The 24,069-nt window shown below is 68.0% G+C and carries 23 protein-coding genes and 1 riboswitch; of the genes, 8 read left to right on the top strand and 15 right to left on the bottom strand.

Annotated features, from left to right (window positions below; translation table 11 throughout):
• Window positions 1-138: 138 nt before the first annotated feature.
• The 7 genes from KVT39_RS17895 to KVT39_RS17865 form a co-directional block, all read right to left on the bottom strand.
• Window positions 139-720 carry a DUF3501 family protein gene (locus KVT39_RS17895; protein ID WP_105392307.1) on the bottom strand — a complete coding sequence of 194 codons (582 nt, stop codon included), beginning with the start codon at window positions 718-720 and terminating at the stop codon, window positions 139-141.
• Between the two features lie 31 nt (window positions 721-751).
• A complete protein-coding gene (locus tag KVT39_RS17890) occupies window positions 752-2,089 on the bottom strand; it encodes a heterodisulfide reductase-related iron-sulfur binding cluster (RefSeq protein ID WP_034185207.1) in 1,338 nt (445 codons plus the stop codon).
• Between the two features lie 118 nt (window positions 2,090-2,207).
• Window positions 2,208-2,630, bottom strand: coding sequence for a rubrerythrin family protein (locus tag KVT39_RS17885; protein ID WP_034185149.1), 423 nt, complete (start codon window positions 2,628-2,630; stop codon window positions 2,208-2,210).
• A 241-nt stretch (window positions 2,631-2,871) separates the two neighbouring features.
• Window positions 2,872-4,140 (bottom strand): RNA polymerase sigma factor, encoded by a 1,269-nt coding sequence (locus KVT39_RS17880; protein WP_105392308.1) that lies wholly within the window; start codon window positions 4,138-4,140, stop codon window positions 2,872-2,874.
• Window positions 4,137-4,553, bottom strand: a complete 417-nt coding sequence (locus KVT39_RS17875; RefSeq protein WP_217589898.1) for a VOC family protein — start codon at window positions 4,551-4,553, stop codon at window positions 4,137-4,139. Before KVT39_RS17875 ends, KVT39_RS17880 begins: the two co-directional genes overlap by 4 nt.
• A 36-nt stretch (window positions 4,554-4,589) precedes the next feature.
• Window positions 4,590-5,012, bottom strand: a complete 423-nt coding sequence (locus tag KVT39_RS17870; RefSeq protein WP_065502590.1) for a YciI family protein — start codon at window positions 5,010-5,012, stop codon at window positions 4,590-4,592.
• A gap of 125 nt (window positions 5,013-5,137) precedes the next feature.
• A complete protein-coding gene (locus KVT39_RS17865; protein ID WP_034185206.1) occupies window positions 5,138-5,491 on the bottom strand; it encodes a YciI family protein in 354 nt (117 codons plus the stop codon).
• A gap of 206 nt (window positions 5,492-5,697) precedes the next feature.
• Here KVT39_RS17865 and KVT39_RS17860 point away from each other — a divergent pair, with 206 nt between their 5' ends.
• The 4 genes from KVT39_RS17860 (at window position 5,698) to KVT39_RS17845 (ending at window position 10,161) form a co-directional block, all read left to right on the top strand.
• Window positions 5,698-7,545, top strand: coding sequence for an ExeM/NucH family extracellular endonuclease (locus KVT39_RS17860; protein ID WP_217589897.1), 1,848 nt, complete (start codon window positions 5,698-5,700; stop codon window positions 7,543-7,545).
• A gap of 285 nt (window positions 7,546-7,830) precedes the next feature.
• Window positions 7,831-8,217 (top strand): YqjD family protein, encoded by a 387-nt coding sequence (locus KVT39_RS17855; RefSeq protein WP_034185144.1) that lies wholly within the window; start codon window positions 7,831-7,833, stop codon window positions 8,215-8,217.
• A 71-nt stretch (window positions 8,218-8,288) separates the two neighbouring features.
• On the top strand, window positions 8,289-8,873 hold the full coding sequence (locus KVT39_RS17850) for a YSC84-related protein (RefSeq protein ID WP_034185143.1): 585 nt from the start codon (window positions 8,289-8,291) through the stop codon (window positions 8,871-8,873).
• Window positions 8,874-9,108: 235 nt separating this feature from the next.
• Entirely contained in the window at window positions 9,109-10,161 is a 1,053-nt protein-coding gene (locus KVT39_RS17845) for an AI-2E family transporter (RefSeq protein ID WP_034185142.1), read from the top strand.
• A 54-nt stretch (window positions 10,162-10,215) separates the two neighbouring features.
• On the opposite strand, the gene KVT39_RS17840 is transcribed toward KVT39_RS17845, so the two are convergent.
• The 6 genes from KVT39_RS17840 to KVT39_RS17815 form a co-directional block, all read right to left on the bottom strand.
• Window positions 10,216-10,740 carry a thioesterase gene (locus tag KVT39_RS17840; protein ID WP_105392311.1) on the bottom strand — a complete coding sequence of 175 codons (525 nt, stop codon included), beginning with the start codon at window positions 10,738-10,740 and terminating at the stop codon, window positions 10,216-10,218.
• A 208-nt stretch (window positions 10,741-10,948) separates the two neighbouring features.
• A complete protein-coding gene (locus KVT39_RS17835) occupies window positions 10,949-11,965 on the bottom strand; it encodes an NADP-dependent oxidoreductase (RefSeq protein WP_034185140.1) in 1,017 nt (338 codons plus the stop codon).
• 44 nt (window positions 11,966-12,009) lie between these two features.
• Window positions 12,010-12,798: an SDR family oxidoreductase gene (locus KVT39_RS17830; protein ID WP_072439320.1), complete on the bottom strand. Its 789-nt coding sequence runs from the start codon at window positions 12,796-12,798 to the stop codon at window positions 12,010-12,012.
• Between the two features lie 459 nt (window positions 12,799-13,257).
• Window positions 13,258-13,848 carry a phosphatase PAP2 family protein gene (locus KVT39_RS17825; RefSeq protein ID WP_034185138.1) on the bottom strand — a complete coding sequence of 197 codons (591 nt, stop codon included), beginning with the start codon at window positions 13,846-13,848 and terminating at the stop codon, window positions 13,258-13,260.
• Between the two features lie 81 nt (window positions 13,849-13,929).
• Window positions 13,930-15,246, bottom strand: a complete 1,317-nt coding sequence (locus KVT39_RS17820) for an Nramp family divalent metal transporter (RefSeq protein WP_034185137.1) — start codon at window positions 15,244-15,246, stop codon at window positions 13,930-13,932.
• Window positions 15,195-16,259 carry a helix-turn-helix domain-containing protein gene (locus tag KVT39_RS17815; RefSeq protein ID WP_034185136.1) on the bottom strand — a complete coding sequence of 355 codons (1,065 nt, stop codon included), beginning with the start codon at window positions 16,257-16,259 and terminating at the stop codon, window positions 15,195-15,197. The genes KVT39_RS17820 and KVT39_RS17815 overlap by 52 nt, the downstream gene beginning before the upstream one ends.
• Before the next feature lie 496 nt (window positions 16,260-16,755).
• Here KVT39_RS17815 and KVT39_RS17810 point away from each other — a divergent pair, with 496 nt between their 5' ends.
• Window positions 16,756-17,679: a LysR family transcriptional regulator gene (locus KVT39_RS17810; RefSeq protein ID WP_217589973.1), complete on the top strand. Its 924-nt coding sequence runs from the start codon at window positions 16,756-16,758 to the stop codon at window positions 17,677-17,679.
• 97 nt (window positions 17,680-17,776) lie between these two features.
• Entirely contained in the window at window positions 17,777-18,178 is a 402-nt protein-coding gene (locus KVT39_RS17805) for an OsmC family protein (RefSeq protein ID WP_034185134.1), read from the top strand.
• Window positions 18,179-18,282: 104 nt separating this feature from the next.
• Here KVT39_RS17805 and KVT39_RS17800 read toward each other — a convergent pair whose 3' ends face one another.
• The gene (locus KVT39_RS17800) at window positions 18,283-19,164 is read right to left on the bottom strand and encodes a Dyp-type peroxidase (protein WP_217589896.1); all 882 of its coding nucleotides are present in this window, start codon (window positions 19,162-19,164) and stop codon (window positions 18,283-18,285) included.
• A gap of 534 nt (window positions 19,165-19,698) precedes the next feature.
• Between KVT39_RS17800 and KVT39_RS17795 the strand changes: the two genes are divergently transcribed.
• Window positions 19,699-21,561 carry an ABC transporter ATP-binding protein gene (locus KVT39_RS17795; protein ID WP_217589895.1) on the top strand — a complete coding sequence of 621 codons (1,863 nt, stop codon included), beginning with the start codon at window positions 19,699-19,701 and terminating at the stop codon, window positions 21,559-21,561.
• Between the two features lie 209 nt (window positions 21,562-21,770).
• Complete coding sequence (locus KVT39_RS17790) at window positions 21,771-22,484, top strand: riboflavin synthase subunit alpha (RefSeq protein WP_217589894.1); 714 nt, start codon at window positions 21,771-21,773, stop codon at window positions 22,482-22,484.
• Window positions 22,485-22,565: 81 nt separating this feature from the next.
• Here KVT39_RS17790 and KVT39_RS17785 read toward each other — a convergent pair whose 3' ends face one another.
• Complete coding sequence (locus tag KVT39_RS17785; RefSeq protein ID WP_217589893.1) at window positions 22,566-23,807, bottom strand: voltage-gated chloride channel family protein; 1,242 nt, start codon at window positions 23,805-23,807, stop codon at window positions 22,566-22,568.
• A gap of 79 nt (window positions 23,808-23,886) precedes the next feature.
• Window positions 23,887-23,989, bottom strand: a riboswitch (Fluoride riboswitch).
• Window positions 23,990-24,069 lie beyond the last annotated feature (80 nt).

The following is a 24,069-nucleotide window of genomic DNA, read 5'->3' as shown; positions in this document are numbered from 1 at the left end:
TCTCCGCACGCAAGCGCGGGACGGCTGTTACATCTGCGCGGCGACAGGCGATCGCTCGCGCCGCGCTACTCGCGGAAAGCCGGCTTCGGGTCGGAACGGAAAAGCGGAATACGCCGCGCAGGACGCGCGGCGGTCGTGTCAGCGCAGGTCGCCGGCCAGCGACGCGGTCACGTCCGGATCCACGCGCTGCGGCGGCATCGTGTAGGCCGGGTGATCGCAGCCGATCGACAGCACCGCCCCGTCCTTGAGCGCCGCGCGCATCGGCGCGTCGAGTTCGAAACGCACGAAATGCACGGCCGACGTCTTCTCGTCGTTGTCGCGCTCGAGATCCTCGTCGGCGATCGCGTAGACGCGCGCGTGCCCGTCGACCTGCAGGTACACGCGATCCTCGATACCGATCAGCCGCGCGAGCGCCGCGCGCCGCTCGATCTCGTGCTCGTATTCGATCTGCATCGTCGCCTTCAGGTTGGTGCCGTCGGGCACGAGCGGCAGATACGCTTCCAGTTCGCCGTCGATGCCCGCCTCGTCGAAGATCTTCTCGATGTGCAGCATCTCCTGGATCTGATAGCGGATCGTCGTCTCGTCCTCGAACAAAAAGCGCAGGTGGTTGCCGAGTGCGACCGCCCGGCGGCGCTTGTACGCGACGAGCCGCGCGTGTTCGGTCCGGCGAATCTTTGCATATGCTTCGAGCGTCAGCAGGGAGTCGCGGGTCAGCGTCATGGGATGTCCTCGTGAGTCGGCCGGCAGCGGCTCAGATGCCGTATGCGCGGCGCAGCAGCGTGAGCGGATGCGCGAGCGGCGCGGACGGCAGCCCCTTCTCGTCGATGCCCTGCACGATGTGATGGCCGGCCAGCGCGCAGTCCGACGACACGAAATCCGGCTGCGGCTCGGCCATCGCCTTGAACACGGGCGCGCCGATCCGCATCGCGTCCGCATGGAATTCCTTCTTCACGCCGAACGTGCCCGCATGGCCCGAGCAGCGCTCGACGACGTTCACGCGCGTATCGGGCACCAGCGACAGTGCGTCGGCCGTCTTGCGGCCGATGTTCTGCACGCGCGCATGGCACGGCACGTGATACGACACGGTGCCGAGGCCGGTCTTGAAATCGGTCTTCAGCAGCCCGTCGCGATGCCGTGCGATCACGTATTCGAACGGATCCCAGAACGCGTCGGCCACCGCGCGCACCGCTTCGTCGCCGGGGAACATCAGCGGCAGCTCGCTCTTGTACATCAGCACGCAGCTCGGGATCGCACCGATCAGCGCATAGCCTTCGCGCGCATAGCGTTCGAGCACGGGCAGGTTCACCTCCTTCTTCGCGGCGACACCGGCAAGGTTGCCCTGCTCCAGCAGCGGCATTCCGCAGCACGCTTCGCGCGTGACGAGCTCGTACGGAATGTCGTTGTGCGCGAGGATCGCGAGCAGGTCGTGGCCGATGCCCGGCTCGTTGAAATTCACGTAGCACGTCGCGTAGATCGCGACCTTGCCGGGCGTGCGTTCGCCGTCGCGCGCGGGCGGGTTGTCCGAGCGCTTCGCGGCGCGCCGGAATTTGCGCGGCGCGAACTCCGGCAGCCACGCGTTGCGATCGACGCCGAGCGTCGCTTCGAGCGCATGGCGCGCGGGCGGCGTGCGGTTCACCGCGTTCACCGTCTGCGTGACGATCGGAATGCCCGCGAAATGGCCGAGCGCATCGGTGTTCGACAGCACCTTGTCGCGCAGCGTCGCTTCGCCGCGCTTGTAGCGCGCCGCCTTGCCGCGCAGCATCAGGTGCGGGAAGTCGACGTTCCATGCGTGCGGCGGCACGTACGGGCATTTCGTCATGTAGCAGAGGTCGCACAGATAGCACTGGTCGACCACCTTGCCGAACGCTGCCTTCGGCACTTCGTCGATGTCGCCCGCCGGCGTGTCGTCGACCAGATCGAACAGCGCGGGAAACGCGCCGCACAGCGACACGCAGCGCCGGCACCCGGCGCAGATGTCGAACACGCGCGTCATTTCCGCATCGATCGCGGCCTGGTCGTAGAACGCATCGGACTGCCAGTCGAGCGGATGCCGGGTCGGGGCTTCGAGACTGCCTTCCTTGTGGGGCATGAGGCGCTCCAGCGTGGCGCGCATGCGCGCGAGCGCGCCGCCCGCGCGCTGCGGGCAGCGATGAACGGCCGGCCGCTTGCCGGTCACACGGCCATGCCGTGCGGCCTGCGGCGGCCCGTCAGTCGACGAGACTGTCCAGCGCCTTCGTATAGCGGTTCGCGTGGCTGCGTTCGGCCTTCGCGAGCGTCTCGAACCAGTTCGCGATTTCGTCGAAGCCTTCGTCGCGCGCCGTCTTCGCCATGCCCGGATACATGTCGGTGTATTCGTGCGTTTCGCCGGCGATCGCCGATTCGAGATTCAGCCGCGACGAGCCGAACGGCAAGCCCGTTGCCGGATCGCCGACGGCTTCCAGGTATTCGAGGTGGCCGTGCGCATGGCCGGTTTCGCCTTCGGCGGTCGAGCGGAACAGCGCGGCGAGGTCGTTCTGGCCTTCGACGTCAGCCTTCGAAGCGAAATACAGATAGCGTCGATTCGCCTGCGATTCGCCCGCGAATGCGGCTTTCAGGTTCTCTTCGGTTTTGCTGCCCTTGAGGTGAGCCATTTGCGCCTCCGTTCGAGTCGGCGCGGCCGCGTGCGAAGCCGGGCCGATCAGATATGTGGGGAACGATGCGTTTGCGTGGGGCGCACGCACCGTGCCTTTTAATCTAGGCGCTGGCGTTCGCATCCCCCAATAGGCTTTTTCAATCCGGGTGATAGTGCCGGGCGTACATCTGGGGATCGTCGGGAGGGTGGGATCGGCGCGGCGTACGCCGCGCTTGCGACGCACGCTTCATGCGTCACGGTCACGCATCGATCGCGCGCTTGAGCAGCAACTCGCGTTCGCGCTCGTTGCGCGTCAGTTCCGCCGCGCGGCGGAACTCGAGCTTCGCTTCGTCGGCACGGCCCAGCTTCGCCAGCAGGTCGCCGCGCACGCTCGGCAGCCAGTGATAGCGCGCGAGCGCGGGATCGTCACGCAGCACGTCGACGAGTTCGAGCGCCGCGGCCGGCCCGAACGCCATCCCCACGGCCACTGCGCGGTTCAGTTCGACGACCGGCGACGGTGCGACTTCGGCGAGCGCGTCGTACAGCGCGACGATCTGTGCCCAGTCCGTTTCCGACGCGTGCCGCGCACGCGCGTGGCAGGCGGCCAGCGCGGCCTGCAGCGCATACGGCCCGCGCACGCCGCCGAGCTTCGTCGCCCGTTCGAGCGCCGCGAGGCCGCGCCGGATCAGCAGTTGATCCCAGCGGCTGCGGTCCTGGTCGAGCAGCAGCACGGGCCGGCCCTGCGCATCGGTGCGCGCATGCATGCGCGACGCCTGCAACTCCATCAGCGCGACGAGCCCGAGCACTTCGCTCTCGTCCGGCGCGAGGCCGGCCAGCACGCGGCCGAGTCGCAGCGCCTCGTCGCACAGCGCCGGACGCGTCCAGTCGTCGCCTGCGGTCGCCGCATGGCCTTCGTTGAACACCAGGTAGATCACTTCGAGCACCGACGCGAGCCGCGCGGGCCGCGCATCGGCGGCCGGCACCTCGAACGGCACGTGCGCCGCCGCGAGCGTGCGCTTCGCGCGCACGATCCGCTGCGCGATCGTCGGCTCGGGCGTCAGGAACGCACGTGCGATCTCGCCCGTCGTCAGCCCGCCGAGCAGCCGCAGCGTCAGCGCGACGCGCGCGTCGGTCGACAGCACCGGGTGGCACGACGTGAAGATCAGCCGCAGCAGGTCGTCGCCGATGTCGTCGTCGCTCGCGTCGGCGAGCGCATCGGCGATGTCGGGGACGACATGCGCTTCGAGCGCGTCCATCTCGTGGCCGAGCTGGTCGCGCTTCGCCGCATGAAGCGACTCCTGCCGGACACGGTCGAGCGCGCGACGCTTCACGGCCGTCATCAGCCAGGCGGCGGGGTTGTCGGGCACGCCGTCGACGGGCCAGTGCTCGAGCGCCGCGACGAGCGTGTCCTGCGCCAGCTCCTCGGCCACGCCGACGTCGCGCACCACGCGCGCGGCGCGCGCGATGATCTTCGGCGCCTCGATCCGCCAGACCGCCTCGATCGCACGGTGGGTCGCCTCGTGCGTCACGCCGACGGCCCCTGCGCGGACGCGTCCTGCGGCATGGACATCAGCTCCCACGCATGACCGTCCGGATCTGTGAACCCGTGGCCGTACATGGCCGGATACTCGCGCGGCGGCAGCGGCGCGGCGCCGCCGGCCGCCAGCGCCTTCGCGACGATCGCCTCGACTTCGGCACGGCTTTCGCACGACAGGCACGACAACACCTGCACGTGCGTCGCCGGATCGACGATCGTCTTGTCGGTAAAGGTCTGGAAGAACGGCCGCACGAGCAGCATCGCGAAGATCGTGTCGCTGATCCGGAGGCAGGCGGCCTGATCGTTCGTATAGGCCGGCACGACCTCGAAGCCGAGCGCCTGGTAGAACGTCTTCGAGCGCGGCAGGTCGGCCACGGGCAGGTTGATGAAAACCATTTTGTGCATGGCGGGTGCTCCTGGTGATATTGGATTCGGTGGGATTCAGGCGGCGTTGCCGCGGCCGACGTGGAGTTCGCGGAACCGCTCGACCGCGTCGCTCGGCGTGAGGTCGTCGAGCTCGAACAGCGGCCGCACCTCGATCTCGCAATCCATCTCGGCGCCGAACGGCGCGGGGAACCGGCGCGTCCATTCGAGCGCCTCGTCACGCGAACGCACCTGGATCAGCGTATAGCCGGCGATCAGTTCCTTCGTTTCCGCGAACGGGCCATCGACCACCGTGCCCTTGCCGCCCGTGTAGCGCACGCGCCAGCCGCGCGCGCTCGGCCGCAGGCCGTTCGCGTCGAGCAGCACGCCGGCATTGGCCAGTTCCTCGTGATACACGGTCATCGCCTCGACCAGCCGGTTGTCCGGCAACGCGTCGGATTCGCTGACGGCGTTCGCCCGGATCATGATCATGAATCGCATCGTTCACTCCTTGTCGTCGGTGAAAGGAGACGCCCGTTCATCGGCGCCTTATCCGGACGACGGGCGGAACACGGCCGGATCGACACGCGCCACGACAAATCAGGGTAAATACCGAGTCGCCGCCTTCACAGGAAGCACGGGCCGACCGCGCGTACCTCGACCGTGCACCATTGCGCGGCCGGGCACTGACGTGCGATCTCGATCGCTTCCTCGCGCGTGTCGACGTCGACGAGGAAGAAGCCGCCGACCATCTCCTTCGCCTCCGCGAACGGGCCGTCGAGCAGGCGCGTCTCGCCGTCGCGCACCTGCACGCGCGTGCCGCGCTCGGAACGCTCCAGCGACTCGACGCCGCGCAGCACGCCGCGCGCCTTCAGCGTCTCGGCGAAATCGACCATCCGTGCGTAAAGCGCCTGGCCTTCGTCGAGCGTGCGTTCGGCGCGCTGGTCGGTCGGTTCGACAATCAACAGCATGTAAGACATGGACTTCTCCTGTAGGGACGGGGTGCGGCAGCGTTCGCTGCGCGATCGGCGTGCGACGCCCATGCGAAAGCGTAACAGCCGCGGCGAGGCCAGCCTGCATCGTTGGCCATCCGGCACTGGCCGGACGGCCAATTCGGCCGCTTCCCGGCATTTTGCCGTCAAGATGCGCTCCCGAACTGTCGGATTTTCTTCCAGTGGACCGCCCCATGTCACGCCTGCTTCCGTCGCTTGCCGTTGCGCTATCGCTCGCCCTCTCCGTCCGGCCTGCCCCCGCCGCGCTGCCGGTCAGCGCCGGCTGCGGCGGCGCGACCATGGCAATTGCCGACCTCCGCAGCGCCGGCGGCCCGTCACCGCTGGCCGGGCAAACGACGTCGATCGAAGCGGTCGTCACCGCGGTGTTCGGTGGCGCCGACGGCTTCGGCGGCTTCTTCGTCCAGCAGGCCGACGCGCAGCGGCGGCATCGGCCGGGCGTCCCGGAAGGCCTGTTTGTCTACGCGCCGAACACGCACGCGAACGCTGGCGATCTCGTGCATCTCACGGGCCGGGTCGAGGACAAATACGGCCGCACGCAGCTCGTGCTGTCGGGCGGCATGACCGTCTGCGCACGCGGGCAGACAGTCATGCCGGCGACGCTCACGCTGCCGGTCGCCGCGCCGGCCGTGCTGGCCGCGCACGAAGGCATGCGGGTGCGCCTGCCGCAAACGCTGACGGTCAGCGATACGCACGAACTCGGCCGCTACGGCAGCCTCGTTCTCAGCAACGGCCGGCTGCGCATCCCGACCCACGTCGCGCCGCCGGCCGAAGCCGCCGCGCGCGCGGCGGCCAACGCGCGCAACCGCATCGTGCTCGACGACGGCTCGAGCCGCCGCGATCCAGAAACCGTCCGCTATCCGCCGCCCGCGCTGAGCACCGCCAATACGCTGCGCGCAGGCTACACGGTGCGCGGCGTCGAAGGCGTGCTCGAACTGCGCTACGGCACGTGGCGGCTGCAACCGACCGCCGGCGCCGTGCCGGTGTTCGACGTTGCAGCAAACCCGCGCACCGATGCGCCGGCCCGGCATGCGGACGCCGACATGCGCATCGTATCGTTCAACGTTTTCAACTATTTCAACGGCGACGGTCATGGCGGCGGATTCGACGCGCCGGCCAACCGTGGCGCAAGAACGCACGCCGTCTTCGCGCGGCAGGAAGCGAAGATCGTCGCGGCGTTGCGTGCGCTGCGCGCCGACGTGATCGGGCTGATGGAAATCGCGAACAACGGCCACGGCGACGCGAGCGCGGTGCGGCGTCTCGCTGCGCAACTTGGCGACGGCTGGCGCGCGGTCGATCCCGGCGCCGCGCGGCTCGGCCGCGATGCGATCGCGGTCGCGCTGCTGTACGACAGCCGCACGGTCGAGCCGGTCGGGCGCGCCGCGACCGTCGCGCTCGGCGGCCGGCACCGCCCGCCGCTTGCGCAGACCTTCCGGCGCATCGGCGGCACGCGCGCGTTCACGGTCGCGGTCAATCACCTGAAGTCGAAGAACTGCCCGAACGCGACCGGCGCCGACCTCGACCAGGCGGACGGCCAGGGCTGCTGGAATGCGGCACGCGCGCGGGCGGCCGCGCGCATCGCCGGCTGGCTCGCCAATTCGCCGACGGGCGCCGCGGCCGACGGTGTGCTGCTGATCGGCGACCTGAACAGCTATGCGAAGGAAGATCCGATTCGCGCGCTCGAAGCGCGCGGCTATGCGAACCTGGTTGCGCGCTTCGTCGGCGACGCTGCGTACAGCTACGTATTTCGCGGCGAAGCCGGCAACCTCGACCACGCGCTGGCCACGTCGACGCTCGCCGCACGCGTGAAGGCCGTGCACATATGGCACATCAACGCCGACGAACCGGTTGCGCTGCAACCCGTGCCCGATTACAAGACGCGTGTGCACCGGTCGTCTTATTACGCCCCCGACGCATACCGCTCGTCGGACCACGATCCCGTCGTCGTCGATGTCGCGCTTGACGATGGCGGCTCGCCGCGCGGCTCGGGAACAAACCGTGCTCCACCCAATCGCGTCGACTAGTGCATTTGCTTCAACACAAGGCCTGCAACGGCACTATTTACCTGACACCCCTGGCGACGCCATATTTACCGGACATTCACTTTCGCACCGCTGTCCGATACGCCGATTCGCCCGATTGCGAAATTTTTTCAACCGTCGCACCGCCCCGCGCGACGGGGCTTCGCGGCGATCCTGCCAACGAATTGAAAATTTGTCTCGAAACTCAATTGGGGCAAGTGAATCACATCAATTGCTGGGATTCGTCTTATCTTCAAATTGGCCTGGAATCGAAGGAGGATAAACACCATGGCGCTCACCGACTCGATCGAACACAAACTGGACCGCGGCCTGTCCGACATCCGTCGCACCGGCCGGCGCGTGGGACGCACGACGCGCTCCGCCGCCCGTGATCTGCATGCCGACGTGACCGACGATCTGCGCGGGCTGGTCGACGAACTGGAAGACCTGTTGAAAAACGACGGCGACGGCGATATCGCCGCGCTGCGCAAGCGCGTGCAGTCGAGGCTCGACGAAGCGCGCAGCGCGCTCGACTACGCGTCGGGCAGCGCGGCCGCCCGGCTGCGCGATTCGGCCGAACGCGTGTCGCAGGTCGTGCACGACAACCCGTGGCAGACCGCCGGCGTCGTCGCTGGCCTCGCGTTCGTTGCGGGCCTGCTCCTTGCCCGCCGTTGAACGGGGCTGCCCGCACCACCTGCCGCCCCGCTGCCCGCTCCGTCCTCAATCAGACACGAAGGAGAACCGCCATGCAGAAATCCCTCGCCATGAAAGCCGCCGCCGCCGTGATGCTCGGCAGCCTTGCACTCGCCGGCTGCACGACCACGCCCGACAAACCCGAAACCGCATCGGCCAGCGCGTCGAAGCGCCAGTCGATCGACGCGAGCGTGAACGCGACGCTGTCGCGCCTCTATTCGACGGTGCCGGGCTCGCGTGAACTCGTCGCGAAATCGCGCGGCGTACTCGTGTTCCCGAACGTGCTGCAAGCCGGCCTCATCATCGGCGGCCAGTCCGGCAACGGCGCGCTGCGCGTCGGCGGCAGCACCGTCGGCTACTACAACACGTCGTCGCTGTCGGTCGGCCTGCAGGCCGGCGCACAGTCGAAGGCGATCGTGTTCCTGTTCATGACGCAGGATGCGCTCGACTCGTTCCGCAAGTCGGACGGCTGGGCCGCCGGCGCCGACGCATCGGTCGCGGTCGTGAAGGTCGGCGCGAACGGCGCGGTCGACACCACCACGGCCACCGCGCCGGTCCAGGTGCTGGTCCTGACCAACGCGGGCCTGATGGGCGACCTGTCGGTGAACGGCACCAAGGTCACGAAGCTCAATATCTGACGGTACCGCACGCGGCCTTGCGCCGCGTTCGCTTCCCGGCAGCGCCGCGGCCCCGGCCGCGGCGTTTTCGCATGGGTCGCGCGCAGCGGTTATGATGGCGGCACCTTTGCGGGCATACTCCCGATGGGCCGCTCCGCCGCGTGTTCCGCAGCGAACCCGTGACGTTCGCGAGCCGATCGCGCCCGGGGCAACGAGATTCAATCAAACCAAGCATCAATCTGCGCGAATGCCACCCATGGATAGCGGACACGACCACCAAAAATTCTTCTATTTCCTGCTGTTCGCGGTCACCGTCGGCATGTGCGGGATTCTCGCGCCGTTCTCCGGGGCCGTGTTCTGGGGCGCCATTCTCGCGATCCTGTTCCAGCCGGTGCAGCGCTGGCTCGCGGCGCGCTTCGGCAAGCGGCGCAACCTGGCCGCACTCGTGACGATGACGCTGATCGTCCTGATCGTGATCCTGCCGCTCGTGTTCGTCACCGCGACGCTCGTGCAGGAAATCGCGTACGTGTACCAGGAAATCAAGACCGCGCAGCCGAACTATTCGCAGTACTTCCAGGACATCATCCACGCGCTGCCGACCTCGATCCAGCGCGTGCTAGCGAAATACGGGCTGACCAACATCCCCGGCATCCAGAAGAAGCTCACCGACGGCGCCGCGCAGATCAGCCAGTTCGCCGCGACCCAGGCGTTCAGCATCGGCCAGAACACGTTCCAGTTCATCGTCAGCTTCGGCGTGATGCTGTACATGGTGTTCTTCCTGCTGCGCGACGGCGGCGAGATCGGCCGGCGCGTGCGCCGCGCGCTGCCGCTCGACGAGGAGCACAAGAATCTGCTGCTCGCGAAGTTCACGACGGTCGTGCGCGCGACCGTGAAAGGCAACATCGCGGTCGCGCTCGTGCAGGGCGCGCTCGGCGGGCTGATCTTCTGGATCCTCGACATCCAGGGCGTCGTGCTGTGGGGCGCGCTGATGGCGTTCCTGTCGCTGCTGCCCGCGATCGGCGCGAGCCTCGTGTGGATACCGGCCGCGCTCTACTTCCTGGCGATCGGCGCGATCTGGAAATGCGTGATCCTCGTCGCGTTCTGCGTCGGCGTGATCGGCCTCGTCGACAACCTGCTGCGCCCGATCCTCGTCGGCAAGGACACGAAGATGCCCGACTGGGTCGTGCTGATCTCGACGCTCGGCGGGATGGCGCTGTTCGGCATCAACGGCTTCGTGATCGGGCCGCTCGTCGCCGCGCTGTTCATGGCGAGCTGGGACATCTACGCGCGCGCCGAACAGGGCGAATAATGCGGCGCGTGGCCCTCGGCCGCCATCGCCCGATCCGAACGCACAAGCCGTCCGTCACGGATGGCGAATCCTGATCACGACGGGCGCCACGGCGCCCGTCGCTTCATCTGCCGCGACGGTCATCACGCCGCCATACGGGCCCACACGATGAACGCGGCCCGACACCAGCGGCACGCTTCGATCGTCGCGCGCATCGCGCCACGTTGCGCGCACGCCCGAATCGGCATCCAGCGCGAACGGCGCACCGTCGGGCCCGACCAGTGCCACGTGAGCACCCGGCAAACGCCGGCCATGCGCATCGAACCGAAGCGTCGCCGCGGCCCCGCCGCCCGCCGCTTCCCGTCCTTCGACAACCGCGCCCGACGGCACGTCGAACGTCACGTCGTAGAGATCGACGAGCGCACCGCTGAACCGCACGACGCCGTCCGACGTGGCCTGCCCGGCCGCCACCGCATTCGACATCGCGAATACGACGCCGAGTCCGATCGCCATCATCCGCACGGCGCCGGCGCACCGCACCGTTCGCAGCGTTCGATTACGCATCGCCGCCGATGCCGCCCGCTTCGCGTTGTTTCGCATGCTCCCTCTCCTCTGCCGCGTGACCAGAAAAAAAGGCGGCGTGACGCGTCGGTCACGCCGCCTGTTTGCTGGCAATCACTTTAAGGAGAGACGCCCGGACAATATATGGGACAAGTCCTAAATTGAGACCCGGTCGATCGAACTCACCACATTCGACTATGCATCGCCGCAACCCGCGACCGGCATCGCACGGTGCATCGCAAGCCGGTCATGCGTTCGGATCGACACGCAGCACGAGCTTGCCTCGATGGTCGCCGTCGAACAGGCGATTCAGCACGTCGGGCGCGTTTTCGAGACCGTCGGCAACAGTTTCCTCGGCCTTGAGCCGGCCGTCGCGCAACCAGCCCGCGAGCGTCTGCACGGCTTCGCGGCTCTTGCGGTAATCGAGGATCAGGAAGCCGCGCATCGTCAGCCGCTTCGAGATCAGCACGCCGACGTCGTCGGCCGCGCGGCCGCTGTTGTAGTTCGAGATCACGCCGCACAGCGCGACGCGCCCGCCGATCACCATCCGCGACAATACCGCGCGCATCACCTCGCCGCCGACGTTCTCGAAGTTCACGTGCACGCCGTCCGGCGTCGCCGCCTTCAGTTGCTGACGGAAATCGTCGGCCTTGTAGTCGACGGCCGCGTCGAAGCCGAGCGTCTCGATCAGGTAGCGGCACTTGTCAGCGCCGCCCGCGATGCCGACCACGCGCGCGCCGTGGATCTTGCCGATCTGCCCGGCGATCGAGCCGACCGATCCGGCCGCAGCCGACACGACGAGCGTCTCGCCGGGCTGCACCGGCGCGATGTCGGTCAGCCCGTAGTACGCGGTCAGCCCGCTCATCCCGCATGCGCCGAGCAGCGTCGGCAGCGGCAGGCCCGACTGCGCGGGCAGCTTCACGAGCTGCGCGGCCTGATCGGCCGGCACGACCGCATAGTCCTGCCAGCCGACGAGCCCCTGCACGAGATCGCCTTCCGCGAAGCCGGCATGGCGCGACGCGACCACGCGACCGATACCGAGCGCGCGCATCACCTCGCCGATCGCGACGGGGGGCAGGTACTGCGGCACATCACTCATCCACACGCGGTTGGTCGGGTCCATCGACAGGTACAGCACGCGCACGAGCACCTCGCCGTCCGCGAGCGCCGGCACCGGCGTCTCGACGAGCGAGAAGTGTTCGCGGCCGACCCGCCCTTCCGGGCGCGTCTTCAGCAGCAGTTGGCGGTTCACGGGTGTCGACACGATGTTCTCCTCCGGTGGTTGTTATGCGGGATGCGGGATGCGCGTCAGACCGCGCACATGCCGCCGTCGATCACGAGTTCGGCGGCCGTCACGAAGCGGCTTTCGTCGGATGCGAGATACACGGCCGCATGCGCGACGTCGTCCGGCTCGCCGAGCCGGCGCAGCGGAATGCCGCGCGCGAGCTTGCGCGTCGCGTCGCGTTCGCCGAGCGTCTGGAACAGCGGCTCGACGATCCCCGTGCGGATGAACGCCGGGTGAATCGAGTTGCAGCGCACGTCGAGCTCGCGGCGTGCGCAATCGATCGCGACCGATTTCGTCAGCGACGCGACCGCCGCCTTCGACGCGTTGTACGCGGTGAAATCCGGCTCGACCTTGAACGCGGCGACCGACGAGATGTTGATGATCGATGCGGGATGGCTCGCGCCCAGGTACGACAGCGCATGCTTGCAGCCGAGCACGATGCTCTCGACGTTGATCGCCATCACGCGCCGCCATTCGTCCAGCTCGATTTGCGCGGGCGAGCCGATCGAGCCGACGCCCGCATTGTTGACGAGCACCGACAGCCCGCCCATCGCATCGTTCGCCTGCGCGAGCAGCGCCTGCCAGCGCGCTTCGTCGCGCACGTCCTGCGTCGCGGCGAACGCGACCGGCGTCGCGTGGCCCGCGTTGAGTTCCTGCGCGAACGCGTCGAGCACCGCCGCTTCGGCGATGTCGGTCAAGAACACGCGCGCGCCCTGCTCGACCATCCGGCGCGCGATCGCGCGGCCGAGGCCGCCCGCGGCGCCCGTAATGTATGCGCACTTGCCGGCGAGGCGCGAAGAAACGACTGTCATGTGAGCTGCTCCTGTCGTGAGTCATCGTCGCGGAACGCTGCCGCGACGGGTTTTCCGTGCGTGTCGCGGCCGACGCATGCCGGTCGACGGCGCGTCGACGTCATAAGGTGCCGCACGGTTTCCGCGAGTATATCGAGACGAGCGCGACGCGCGCCGGGCAGCCGGCCGCGGTCGAACGACAGCCAGCGTACGCGAATGCCGCCAATCGATGAAATGAATATTCGTTATGCCCAGTCATAGACTCCGCTCATGACTTTCGTGCGCCGGCACCAATGCGCAAAGCGGCACGGCCGATCCCGTGGACCGGCCGGTTCGTTGATTCTGGGAATGACGGACGAGGCGTGCCGCGACAGACAGCGAACGATCGGGAAGAGGAATCGCGCAACCGCCGGGCGATCGCCGGCGGCAACCTGGCGGCACCGGAACACCGAAACACCGGGCCGCCGCAACCGGCAACCGTCAGAATCCGTCGCCCGACGGCGCGCGCACGAACGCGCAGAGTTGCGGCGAATGCGTATCGATCATCTGCTGGAACGGCGCACGGTTCCCGTAAGCGATGCCCGACACGAGCAGCAGGCAGACGGCCGCGATGCGCGGCGAGAACGCGCGCTGGCGCGCGCCGTCGTAGCCGCGCAGGAACATCAGCGCGACCAGCGCGCCGAGCATCCAGCCGACGACGACTTCCGGAATCGTGTGCGAGTGATCGAACACGCGCGCGACGGCCGTGACCGCGCCGACGGCCAGCCCGGCCGCGATGCCGGGCGCCTTGCCCGGCCGGAACGCCTGCCACAGCATCGACAGCGCGACCGTCCACACCGACGTCGACAGCATCGTATGGCCGCTGATCACGCGGAAATCGAATTGGGGAATCTCGATGCCGCACCCGGCATACAGGATCTTGGTTGCGCCGACAAGGCCCATGCCGGCGGCCAGCAGCACGACCCAGCGCACGGCGACGCGCCAGTCGGTCAGCGCCAGCCACGCCGCGCAGGTCAGCGCGATCGGCAAGGTCAGCGCGGCATCGCCGATGTTGCTGATTTCACTCCACATAACGGACTTCGGACGACGATCGAAAGGCCGCAGTTTACCGCATGCGCGCAGCGCGTCTGTGTCAGCCTGTGACAGGCTGTATCAGCCCGCGACACCGGTGATCAGCAGCAGGTTCGTGCCGGTGATGACGACGAACAGCGCCCACGCGGCAACCTGCATCCCGCGGCCGATCGTGTGCTCGCCCATCACGTTGCGATCGCTGACCGACCGAATCAGCGGCCACATCGCGAACGGCAGCTGCAGGCTCAGCAGCACCTGGCTCCAGACGAGCAGTTTCCCGACCGACCCGTCGCCGAGCCACAGCACGCCGATCAGCGCCGGCACGAGCGCGAGCCCGCGCGTAATCAGCCGGCGCTGGTAGCACGGGATCTTCGTGTGCAGGAAGCCGTCCATGATCACCTGGCCGGCGATCGTGCCGGTCAGCGTCGAGCTTTGCCCCGACGCGAGCAGCGCGATGCCGAACAGCAGCGCGGCCGCGCCGCCCGCGATCGGCGTAATCAGCTTGTAGGCCTGCTCGATGTCGGTCACGTTGTGCTGGCCCGTCGCATGGAACGCCGCGCCCGCGACGATCAGGATCGCTGCATTGACGAGCATCGCGACGAACAGCGACACGCAGGTATCGATACGCACCAGCGCGAGCGTGTCGCGGACCACGCCGCGCGTGCCGCCGACGACATGCCGCGTCTGCACGACCGACGAATGCAGGTACAGGTTGTGCGGCATGATCGTCGCGCCGACGATGCCGAGCGCGAGCACGATCGCATCCTTGCGGTCGTGGCCCGGATCGCCGGGCACGAGCCCGCCGACCACCGCGTGCCAGTCGGGCGGCGTGATCGCGACCTGCGCGACGAAGCAGAACGCCATCGTCGCGATCAGCCCGAGCACGATCGCCTCGATCTGCCGGAACCCCTTGCCCTGCAGGCCGAGCACGATCATCGTGTCGAGCGCGGTCAGCACGATCCCCCACGCGAGCGGCACGCCGAGCAGCAGCTTGAACGCAAGCGCGCAGCCGAGGACTTCCGCGATGTCGCACGCGATGATCGACACTTCGGCGGTGACCCACTGCACGATGCGGCCGAACCGACCGTAGCGGTCGTAGCTGGCCTGCGCGAGATCCCTGCCCGCGACGAGGCCGAGCCGCGCCGCGAGCATCTGCAGGAAGATCGCCGCGAGACTCGAGAACGCGACGACCCACAGCAGCGAATAGCCGAACTGCGAGCCGGCCTGGATGTCGGTCGCCCAGTTGCCGGGATCCATGTAACCGATCGCGACGAGCAGGCCGGGGCCGAAAAAGCGCTTGAGCTTCTGCCAGCGTGGCGCGCCGGCGTCGATCGTGATGCTGCCCTTTACTTCCGACGGGCAGAAAGGGGCGGTGGCGGTAGTGGGGAGGAAGGGCATGTAAACCGGGAATCGAGATCGCGACAGGACGATTCTACGGGTATCCGCCCCGTTTTCTCCCGCGCGTCGGCGCGCGCGCCGCAATTCGCCCCTCCGCCCTCGCAAAACTCGGCTGCAGGTCGGTCGTCCGCATCGCGCGACGCGGCATCGTGGCCAAGGATCTTTTCCCGCTCGGCGACGCGAAATTCGGTCGGCGACATCAGCAGGCGCTGACGAAACAGCTTCGCGAGCCGCTCGCCGCTGCCGAACCCCGTGCGGCGCGCGACCTTGTCGGCCGGCAGCGTCGTATGGATCAGCATGTGGCACGCGCGCTCGAGCCGCACCTGCTGGACGAACGCGGTCGGCGTCACGCCGATCTCCTTCTTGAAGCGCCGCAGGAAATTGCGCTCGCTCATCGCGGCGGCCTGTGCGGCGTTCGCGATCGAGATGCGGTTCACGCTCAGCGCGCGCAGCCGCTGCGCCGACATCCGGATCGACGGGCTCGCGCTCAGTTCGCGAAACGCCCACATCGACTGTGCATAGCGCTGCTCGACCGGCCGCAGCATGTTGCTGGCGATCTCCTGCGCGGCGCTGTCGCCGAGATCGGCGCGGAACATGTCGAGCGCGGCCGCGAACACGTCGGTCTCGCCTGCCTGCAGTTCGACCGTCGCGTCGGCACGGCGCCCGGCTTTGCCGGGCGACACGTGGATCGCCGCCGACGGCCGCTGCGTGGCCGCGAGCGACGGCAGGTCCATCGCGTCGACGATCCAGCGCGCGTGCCGGCGAATGTCGGTCAGGCGCCGCTGCAACGCGTCGTTCCAGTTGACGGCCGCGCGATCGCCGTGAAGATGAAAGAACGCGAGCGCACGACGGCCGTGCTCGTCGCCGAGCGGATCGGCCGCGATGCTCACGCCGGACGACGACTGCAACAGTCCCCCGCTTTCGGATACGTACTTCAACTGGTAATCCGCACTGAACGCATGCAGGCGATTCGCCAGGTTGAAAGCCTCGGCGAGACGCGCGGCCTGGGCCAACGAAAACCCCGTACTCAAATAGATAACGACCCACCTCTGATCTGCTGCATTCACTGGCCAAGCCCCCGACTTGTTTCGACTTCTTCTAATACCGTCGAACTGTCAGGCTTATATTTGGTTTGAATGCGTGCGACAGGACGGCTATCCCGAAATATGAAGCGACGGCATCTTAGCCGAACGGGTAGCGCCTTTGGCGCGAAATGGCCGACGTGGACAGCATGATGGCGGATTACTACAGGCTGTCGCGAACTGATCGTATGCCAACACGGAATCGAGCCTGTCGATGAAGCCGATCATTGCGCCGTCATGCGTCACGATGCGCGCGTTTCGCTGCATTGCGCTGCATTGCGCATCGGACGAAGCTGCGGTTGCATACCGGCCAGAACGGCCCCGACATGCATCGAACGTCATCGATCGCCGCACACGAAAGCCCGCGCATCCGTTGCCTGCGCATCCTTTAGAATCGATCCACCGTTCACCACGCCGCCTGCGCCCCGTGCCCGCCGATCACCGTCTCGACCTGAACCTGTTTCGCGTGCTCGACGCCGTTTACGTGCACGGCGGCATCGGCGCGGCCGCCCGCGCGCTGCATCTCACGCAGCCCGCGGTCACGCACGCGCTCAACCGGCTGCGCGCGCATTTCGACGATCCGCTGTTCGTGCGCCAGGGCAACCGCGTCGTGCCGACCGAGCGCACGCGGTCGATCATCGCGGACGTGCAGTTGCACTTGAAGGGCCTGCAAGGCACCGTGCGCGATCCATCGGCATTCGATCCCGCAACGCTCGACCTGAGCATCGCGGTCGGCATTCGCGACGTGCTCGAATCGATCGCGCTGCCGCGGATCGTCGCCGCGTTCGCCGACGAAGCGCCGGGCCTGCGGCTCGTGAGCCGTCGCATCTCGGTGCCCGACATCGAGCGCGAACTCGCATCGGGCAATCTCGATCTCGCCGTCGAGCGTCGCGTGCAGACGGGCCCGCGCATCGCCACCGAGCACCTGCTCGACGATTCGCTCGTCGTCGCACTGCGCCGCGATCATCCGCTCGCGCGCGACCCGCTGCGGCGCGGCGACTATTTCGCGGCGCGGCATATCGCGGTGTCGTCGTTCGGCGAACCGCAATCGCTCGACGTATTGCTCGGCAGCGACGGGCGCTTCCGCGATATCCGGCTCACCTGCCAGCACTATTTCGCCGCATGCCAGATCGCCGCGACCGGCGACCTGCTGGTCACGCTGCCGCACACCTATGCGCTGCGGATGGCCGCGCTGCTGCCGATCGTCGTGCGGCCGCTGCCTCTGCGGCTCAGGCCGTTCCCGCTGCTCGCGTACTGGCACGAATCGCGCGACACCGATCGCGCGCACCAGTGGGTGCGCGAACGCATCGCCGCGCTCGTGCGCAGCAGCGCGGGCGTCGCCGACGCATAACACGCTGCGGACGCCGTTACGACCGAAACGGTATGCTGACGGGTTCGCGCCGCCATGCGGCGCCCGCTTCCTTTTTCCCGCTTACCGGAGACTTGCCATGTCGCTCATCCATGCCGCCGCCGTCCTCGATGCCGACGCGCCCGATTACGTCGTCCAGTTGCAGGCCGGCACGCATGCGCTGACCGGTGACGAAGCGCCGCGCGAAGGCGGCCAGGATCGCGGGCCGGCGCCGTACGAGTTCGTGCTTGCCGGTCTCGCGCAATGCACGGCCGCGACGCTGCGCATGTACATGCAGCGCAAGTCGTGGCCGGCCGCGCGCATCGACGTGCGCACCGAGCTGCATGCCGATCGCGAAGGCGTGCAATACGTGCGCCGCGTCGTGACGCTCGACGGCCCGCTCGACGACGCGCAACGCCAGCGCCTCGCCGAGATCTGCGAGAAGACGCCCGTGACGCAGTTCATCAAGCGCGGTACGCGAATCGAGACGACGTTGAAGTGACGTGCGCGGCGAGCGGCACGCGGCACACCATCGACGCCTGACAAACAAAACGGGCGGGCCGCGCACGATGCGCAGCCCGCCCGTCCATCGATCCGACCAGGCGCTTACAGTCCGAGCGCGGACAGGTCCAGCTTGCCGTCCTTCATCGGCGGGCACCAGAAATACGCGCCCGTCAGCGGCCGCGTGAAGCGGAACAGGCCGTCGACGATCCCGTCGTCCGCGCCGCTCATGCGGCGCATCTGCACGTCGAACGCGCGGAACGAGCAGCCGAACGCAACGAAGTAGAGGCCCGCGCGGCGCGCGTCCGCCCACGGCGACGAACGGCGCAGCATGAACGCCTCCGGCTCGAAGCTTTCCTGCGCGGTGCGCTTCACGTGCGCGAACTCGGGCGCGTCGTCGAGTTCCTCGTTGTCCGAGCGGCGGCGCCCGATGATGTTGTCCATGTCGCCCGACGGAATGCGCTCCATCTGGTCGAAGTCGTGCAGCCACTGCTGGACCGCGACGAAGCTCGAACCGTCGAGCCCCGCACCCTGCCCCGCCACGATCGCCGCGTCGAGCGCGTCGTCGCCGGTCGGGTTCTCGGTGCCGTCCTCGTAGCCGGACAGGTCGCGATCGTTCGAATAGCGGAAGCCGTCGACGGCGTCCTGCAGCGCGAACGCCGGCGCCAGAGCGCGCTCGATCGCCCGCGCACGCAGCACGATCTCGCCGCGATCGTCGGCGCGCAGCCAGACCCACACGTCGGCCGGCGTCGCCGGCAGCGTGCGGTCCTTCACCGCGAACGCCGGATAGTCGGTCAGGCCCGGAACCGGGCGCCCGAGGTGCGCCGCCAGCGCCTGTCCGAAACCGACGACCGTGTCGCGCCCGTCGACGATCTCGCGCAGCGCGGCCAGTGCCGCCGCCACATTGCCGTCATTCGAAATCGTGAAAGTGAGGTATCGGGCCGCCGTGTCGATCGGAGCCAGGATGCCTTGCTGAACGTCGCTCATCGTTTCCTCAGGAGTGTATCGGGGGGTAAATCTTCGAGGGCCGCATCGGCTGGCCGCTCGTTGTGTCGGGTCGCGCCGGGACGCACGCACCGTCGCGTGCCGCGGACGCCGAAGTGTAATCGATGCGCCCGCCGGCCCTTGCGCCGCCGCTTCGCGGAAAGCCCCGCAAAAGAAGGGCCGAAACCCTGAATACTAACCGTATCGACGCCGCAACGCCGCATTCGTCAGACGTTGCAGCGTGCAGAACACTGCTGATAGAATCTTTACACGTCTTTTCGGCGTCCTTTCAACCGTTCACTTCAGGGAGGTGCAGATGTTCCGAATGCCAGCAACCTTCCCGAACGTGGTCCCACGGCGCAGCTGATCCAGCCCGCCGTCCGCGCCGGCTCCCGAGTTTTTCGCTAACCCGTCAGCCGCGCTTTTCCCGACAGCCCGTTTCGTTCCGCCCGCGTTTTCCACGCGGCTCCGGCTGTTGCGTTTTCGACGTTCTCCGAACCGGAAAGTCCCGTCGCGCGATGCGCCGGGCAATGATAAATGACCAGAAAAACCTCCCATCTGGGCGGCCACGCATTCAAGGCCGTCTTCGGCTTCACCATCCGCTACTGGCGCAAGCAGCCGGCGCGCATCGCCACGGTCGCGACCTTCGCGCTGCTCGCCGCGCTCGCCGACGTGCTCACGCCGCTGTTCGCCGGCCGCCTCGTCGACGCGCTGTCGACCGGCCTGACCGACCGCGCCGCCGCATGGCATTCGGCGATCGTCGCGTTCGGCACGCTCGCCGCGCTCGGCATCGGCGCGACGGTGCTGCGGCAAGGCGTCTACCTGAACATCATCACGCTCACGCTGAAGATGATGAGCGAGATCGCCGCCGCATCGTTCCACCGCGTGCAGCGCTTCTCGACCGACTGGCACGCGAACAGCTTCGCGGGTTCGACCGTGCGCAAGATCACGCGTGGCATCTGGGCGCTCGACCTGCTGAACGACACCGTGCTGATCGCGCTGCTGCCGTCGGTCGCGATGCTGGTCGGCGCAACCGTGCTGCTCGGCACGCACTGGCCCGTGATGGGGCTCGTCGTCGGCGCGGGCTCGCTCCTGTACATCGCGGTGACGGTCGCCGTGTCGCTCGGCGTCGTCGCGCCGGCCGCGCGGCTCGGCAACCTGTGGGATACGCGCATGGGCGGCGCGCTCGCCGACGCGGTGAGCTGCAACGCGGTCGTCAAGGCGTTCGGCGCGGAGACGCGCGAGGAAGCGCGGCTCGCGCGCGTGATCGGCAAGTGGCGGCAGCGCACGCGCCGCACGTGGGTGCGCGGCACATTCAACGGCGGGCTGCAGGGCGCGATGCTCGTCGCGATGCAGGCCGCGATGATCGGCGTCGCGCTGCGGCTGTGGGCGAACGACGAGGCGAGCGTCGGCGACATCGCGTTCGCGCTGACGATGTTCTTCATGCTGCAGGGTTACCTGCGCGACGTCGGCATGCACATCCGAAACCTGCAGCGCTCGGTGAACGACATGGAAGAACTCGTCGCGCTCGAACGCCAGCCGCTCGGCATCGACGATCGCCCCGGCGCGCCGGCCATCCGGATCGGGCAAGGCGAGATCCGCTTCGAGCACGTGACGTTCCGCTACGGCAACCATCCGGTGCCGCTGTACGACGATTTCTCGATGCGGATCGCGCCCGGCGAGCGAGTGGGCCTCGTCGGCCACTCGGGGTCGGGCAAGACGACGTTCATCAAGCTGATCCAGCGCCTGTACGACGTATCGGGCGGCCGCATCACGATCGACGGGCAGGACATCGCGCGCGTGCAGCAGGATTCGCTGCGCAGCCAGATCGCAATCGTCCAGCAGGAGCCCGTGCTGTTCCACCGCACGCTCGCGGAGAACATCGCGTATGCGCGCCCCGACGCGAGTCGCGCGGACATCGAGCGCGCCGCGCGGCTCGCCAGCGCGCACGACTTCATCGTCGCGCTGCCGGACGGCTATGACACGCTCGTCGGCGAACGCGGGATCAAGCTGTCGGGCGGCGAGCGCCAGCGCGTCGCGATCGCGCGCGCGTTCCTCGCCGATGCGCCGATCCTGATCCTCGACGAAGCGACGTCGAGCCTCGACAGCGAAAGCGAGCTGCTGATCCAGCAGGCGATGGAGCGGCTGATGGTCGGCCGCACGACGCTCGTCGTCGCGCACCGGCTGTCGACCGTACGTGCGCTCGACCGGCTGCTCGTGCTCGATCGCGGCAAGGTGATCGAGGAAGGCAACCACGACGCGCTGATCCGCATCGACGGCGGCATCTACCGCCGGCTGTTCGAGCGGCAGGCGCTGGAACTCGCGAAGGGGTTGATCGATTCGCCCCGGCGCACGGCGGATGACGCCGCCGGGCCGCTGGGCGAGCCGGCCGAGGCTTGACGCAAGCGTGTCGCGATGCGGCCCGGCGGTGGGATCATCACCGCCGGGCCGTGTTGACCCGACCGGATTCGGATCGAGGCCGTGCCACGTGCACGGCCTTTTTTGCGTCCGCGAATATCGCCGGCCGCCCCTGAGCCGCGCGCCGCCGCGTCGCCTTTTCCGGGATCACTTATCATGTCGACCAGGAAATTTGCGACGAGGGTTCGACCATGTTTACAGGCATTGTCCAGGGCGTTGGCGTCATCCAGGCCATCAAGGATCACGGGGAGCTGAGAACCTTCAGCATCGAATTCCCCGAGCGGTTTACCGACGACATCGAGATCGGCGCCAGCGTCTCCGTCGACGGCGTGTGCCTGACGGTGACGACCATCCATTCGCCGGAGCTGATCGACTTCGACGTGATGCTGCCGAGCCTGAAGATCACCACGCTGGCCGATCTGGCGACCGGCTCGCGGATCAACGTGGAGCGGGCCGCGAAGGACGGCGCGGAAATCGGCGGGCATCCGCTGTCCGGCCATGTCGACTTCCCGGGGACCATCCTGCACATCGCGTCGTCCGAGCACAACCGGATGATTCGCATCGGCGTGCCCGCCGAATTCAAACGATATGTTTTCGCGAAGGGCTATATCGCGATCAACGGCTGCAGCCTCACCGTTTCGGACGTCAATCGCGACGAAGGCTGGTTTGAAATCTGGCTGATCCCGGAAACGCGACGCGCGACGACCTTCGATGCGAAGGGCGTCAACGACAAGGTCAACATCGAGATCGAGCGCAGCACGCAGGTCGTCGTGGATACGATCCGGGAATCGGTCAAGGAAACGCTCGGCGAATTGACCGGCGTCGTCACGACGCTGCTGGCGGAAAAAGGCGTCGATATCGAGGAGCTGCTGGCGCGCAATGTCGCGCGACTGCCGAAGAAGTAACGGATGCCGGCGTGCCAGGTGATCCGCTGGATCACCTAGTACCGGCTTCCGTCGGCAAACACCTCGACCCACGGTTCCGCCTCACTCCGCCTCGGCCTGCGCCCCCTTCCCCACCGCCACGCGCTGCGCGCGATAAATCCCCGCGTGCCCCGAAAACAGATACGCGACGACGCACGCGACGATCGCATACACGCCGATATCCGCGCCGAACAGTTCGATCGCCATGATCGTCGACGCGATCGGCGTGTTGGCCGCGCCCGCGAACACCGCGACGAAGCCGAGCCCCGCGAGCACGGGCACCGGCAGCGCCAGCACCTGGCCGAGCGCGTTGCCGAGCGTCGCGCCGATGTAGAACAGCGGCGTCACCTCGCCGCCCTTGAACCCCGACGCCAGCGTGACGACGGTGAACGCGAACTTGCCCGCGAAATCGTAGAGCGGCAGCGGGCCGTGAAACGCGGCCTCGATCGTCGGAATGCCGAGGCCGAGATACTGCGGCACGTTCAGCACGGTGGCCGCCGCCGCGACCAGCAGGCCGCCGAGCACCGGCTGCAGCGGCGCATAGCGGATTACGCGCCGGAACCCCGCGGTCAGCGCATGCGTCGCAAACGCGAACAGCCGTCCGACGACGCCGAACGCGATGCCCGCGACGACCGTCACGGCCAGCCCCGTCGCCGACACGGCCGGCACGAACGGAATCGCATAGGCCGTGTGATGCACGCCCCACGCGCGGCACACGACGTCCGCGACGATCGCCGACGCGACGCAGGTCAGCAGCGCGTCGTACCGCACGCGCCCGATCGCGAGCACCTCGAGCCCGAACACGGCGCCCGCGAGCGGCGTGCCGAACACCGACGCGAAACCGGCCGCGATGCCGCCCATCAGCAGCACGCGGCGATGCTCGCGATCGAGGCGGAACACCTGCGTGACGCGATCGGCGAGCGCGCCGCCCATCTGCACGGCGGTACCCTCGCGGCCGGCCGAGCCGCCGAACAGGTGCGTGACGACGGTCGCGACGAGCACGAGCGGCGCCATCCGCTTCGGCACGAGCGCCTTCGGGTCGTGGATCTCGTCGATCAGCAGGTTGTTGCCGCGCGCGACCGACTGGCCGAAACGATGATAGATCCACCCGGTCGCGAAACCGGCGGCCGGCAGCCCCCACAGCAGCCACGGATGCGTCATGCGCGTGCCGGTCGCCCAGTCGAGCGCGATCAGGAACAGCGCGGAAGCCGTGCCGGCCAGCGCGCCGAGCAGGGCCGAAAGCGCGAGCCAGCGGCACACGTAGCGCACGGTCGCGAGCAGGTCGGCAGAAGTCGTGAAAAACATGATTTCCAGATTCGACAGAACATCAAAACCTGGGCGGCAGAATACCGCATGGACGGCCTGCGACCTCCTGACAACCCAGGAACACGCAGGCATCATCAGCCGGGCAAACCGGCGGTTGAGGGCCGCGCCGCGCGCAACGCGCCGCAACGACCGCAGGGAGGCATGCCATCTCCGCAGGCCGCAATTGTACGCGACGCCGCGCATCGCACGCAATGCAGCGCCGGCGCACCGGGCCGGAACGGCGTCGCGCTCCCCGGCGCGG

This window comes from Burkholderia sp. GbtcB21 (assembly GCF_019091065.1).
GTDB classification, from domain to species: Bacteria; Pseudomonadota; Gammaproteobacteria; order Burkholderiales; family Burkholderiaceae; genus Burkholderia; species Burkholderia pyrrocinia_C.
The sequence above is the reverse complement of the archived record's forward strand: the minus strand, read 5'-3'. Positions and strand labels throughout refer to the sequence as shown.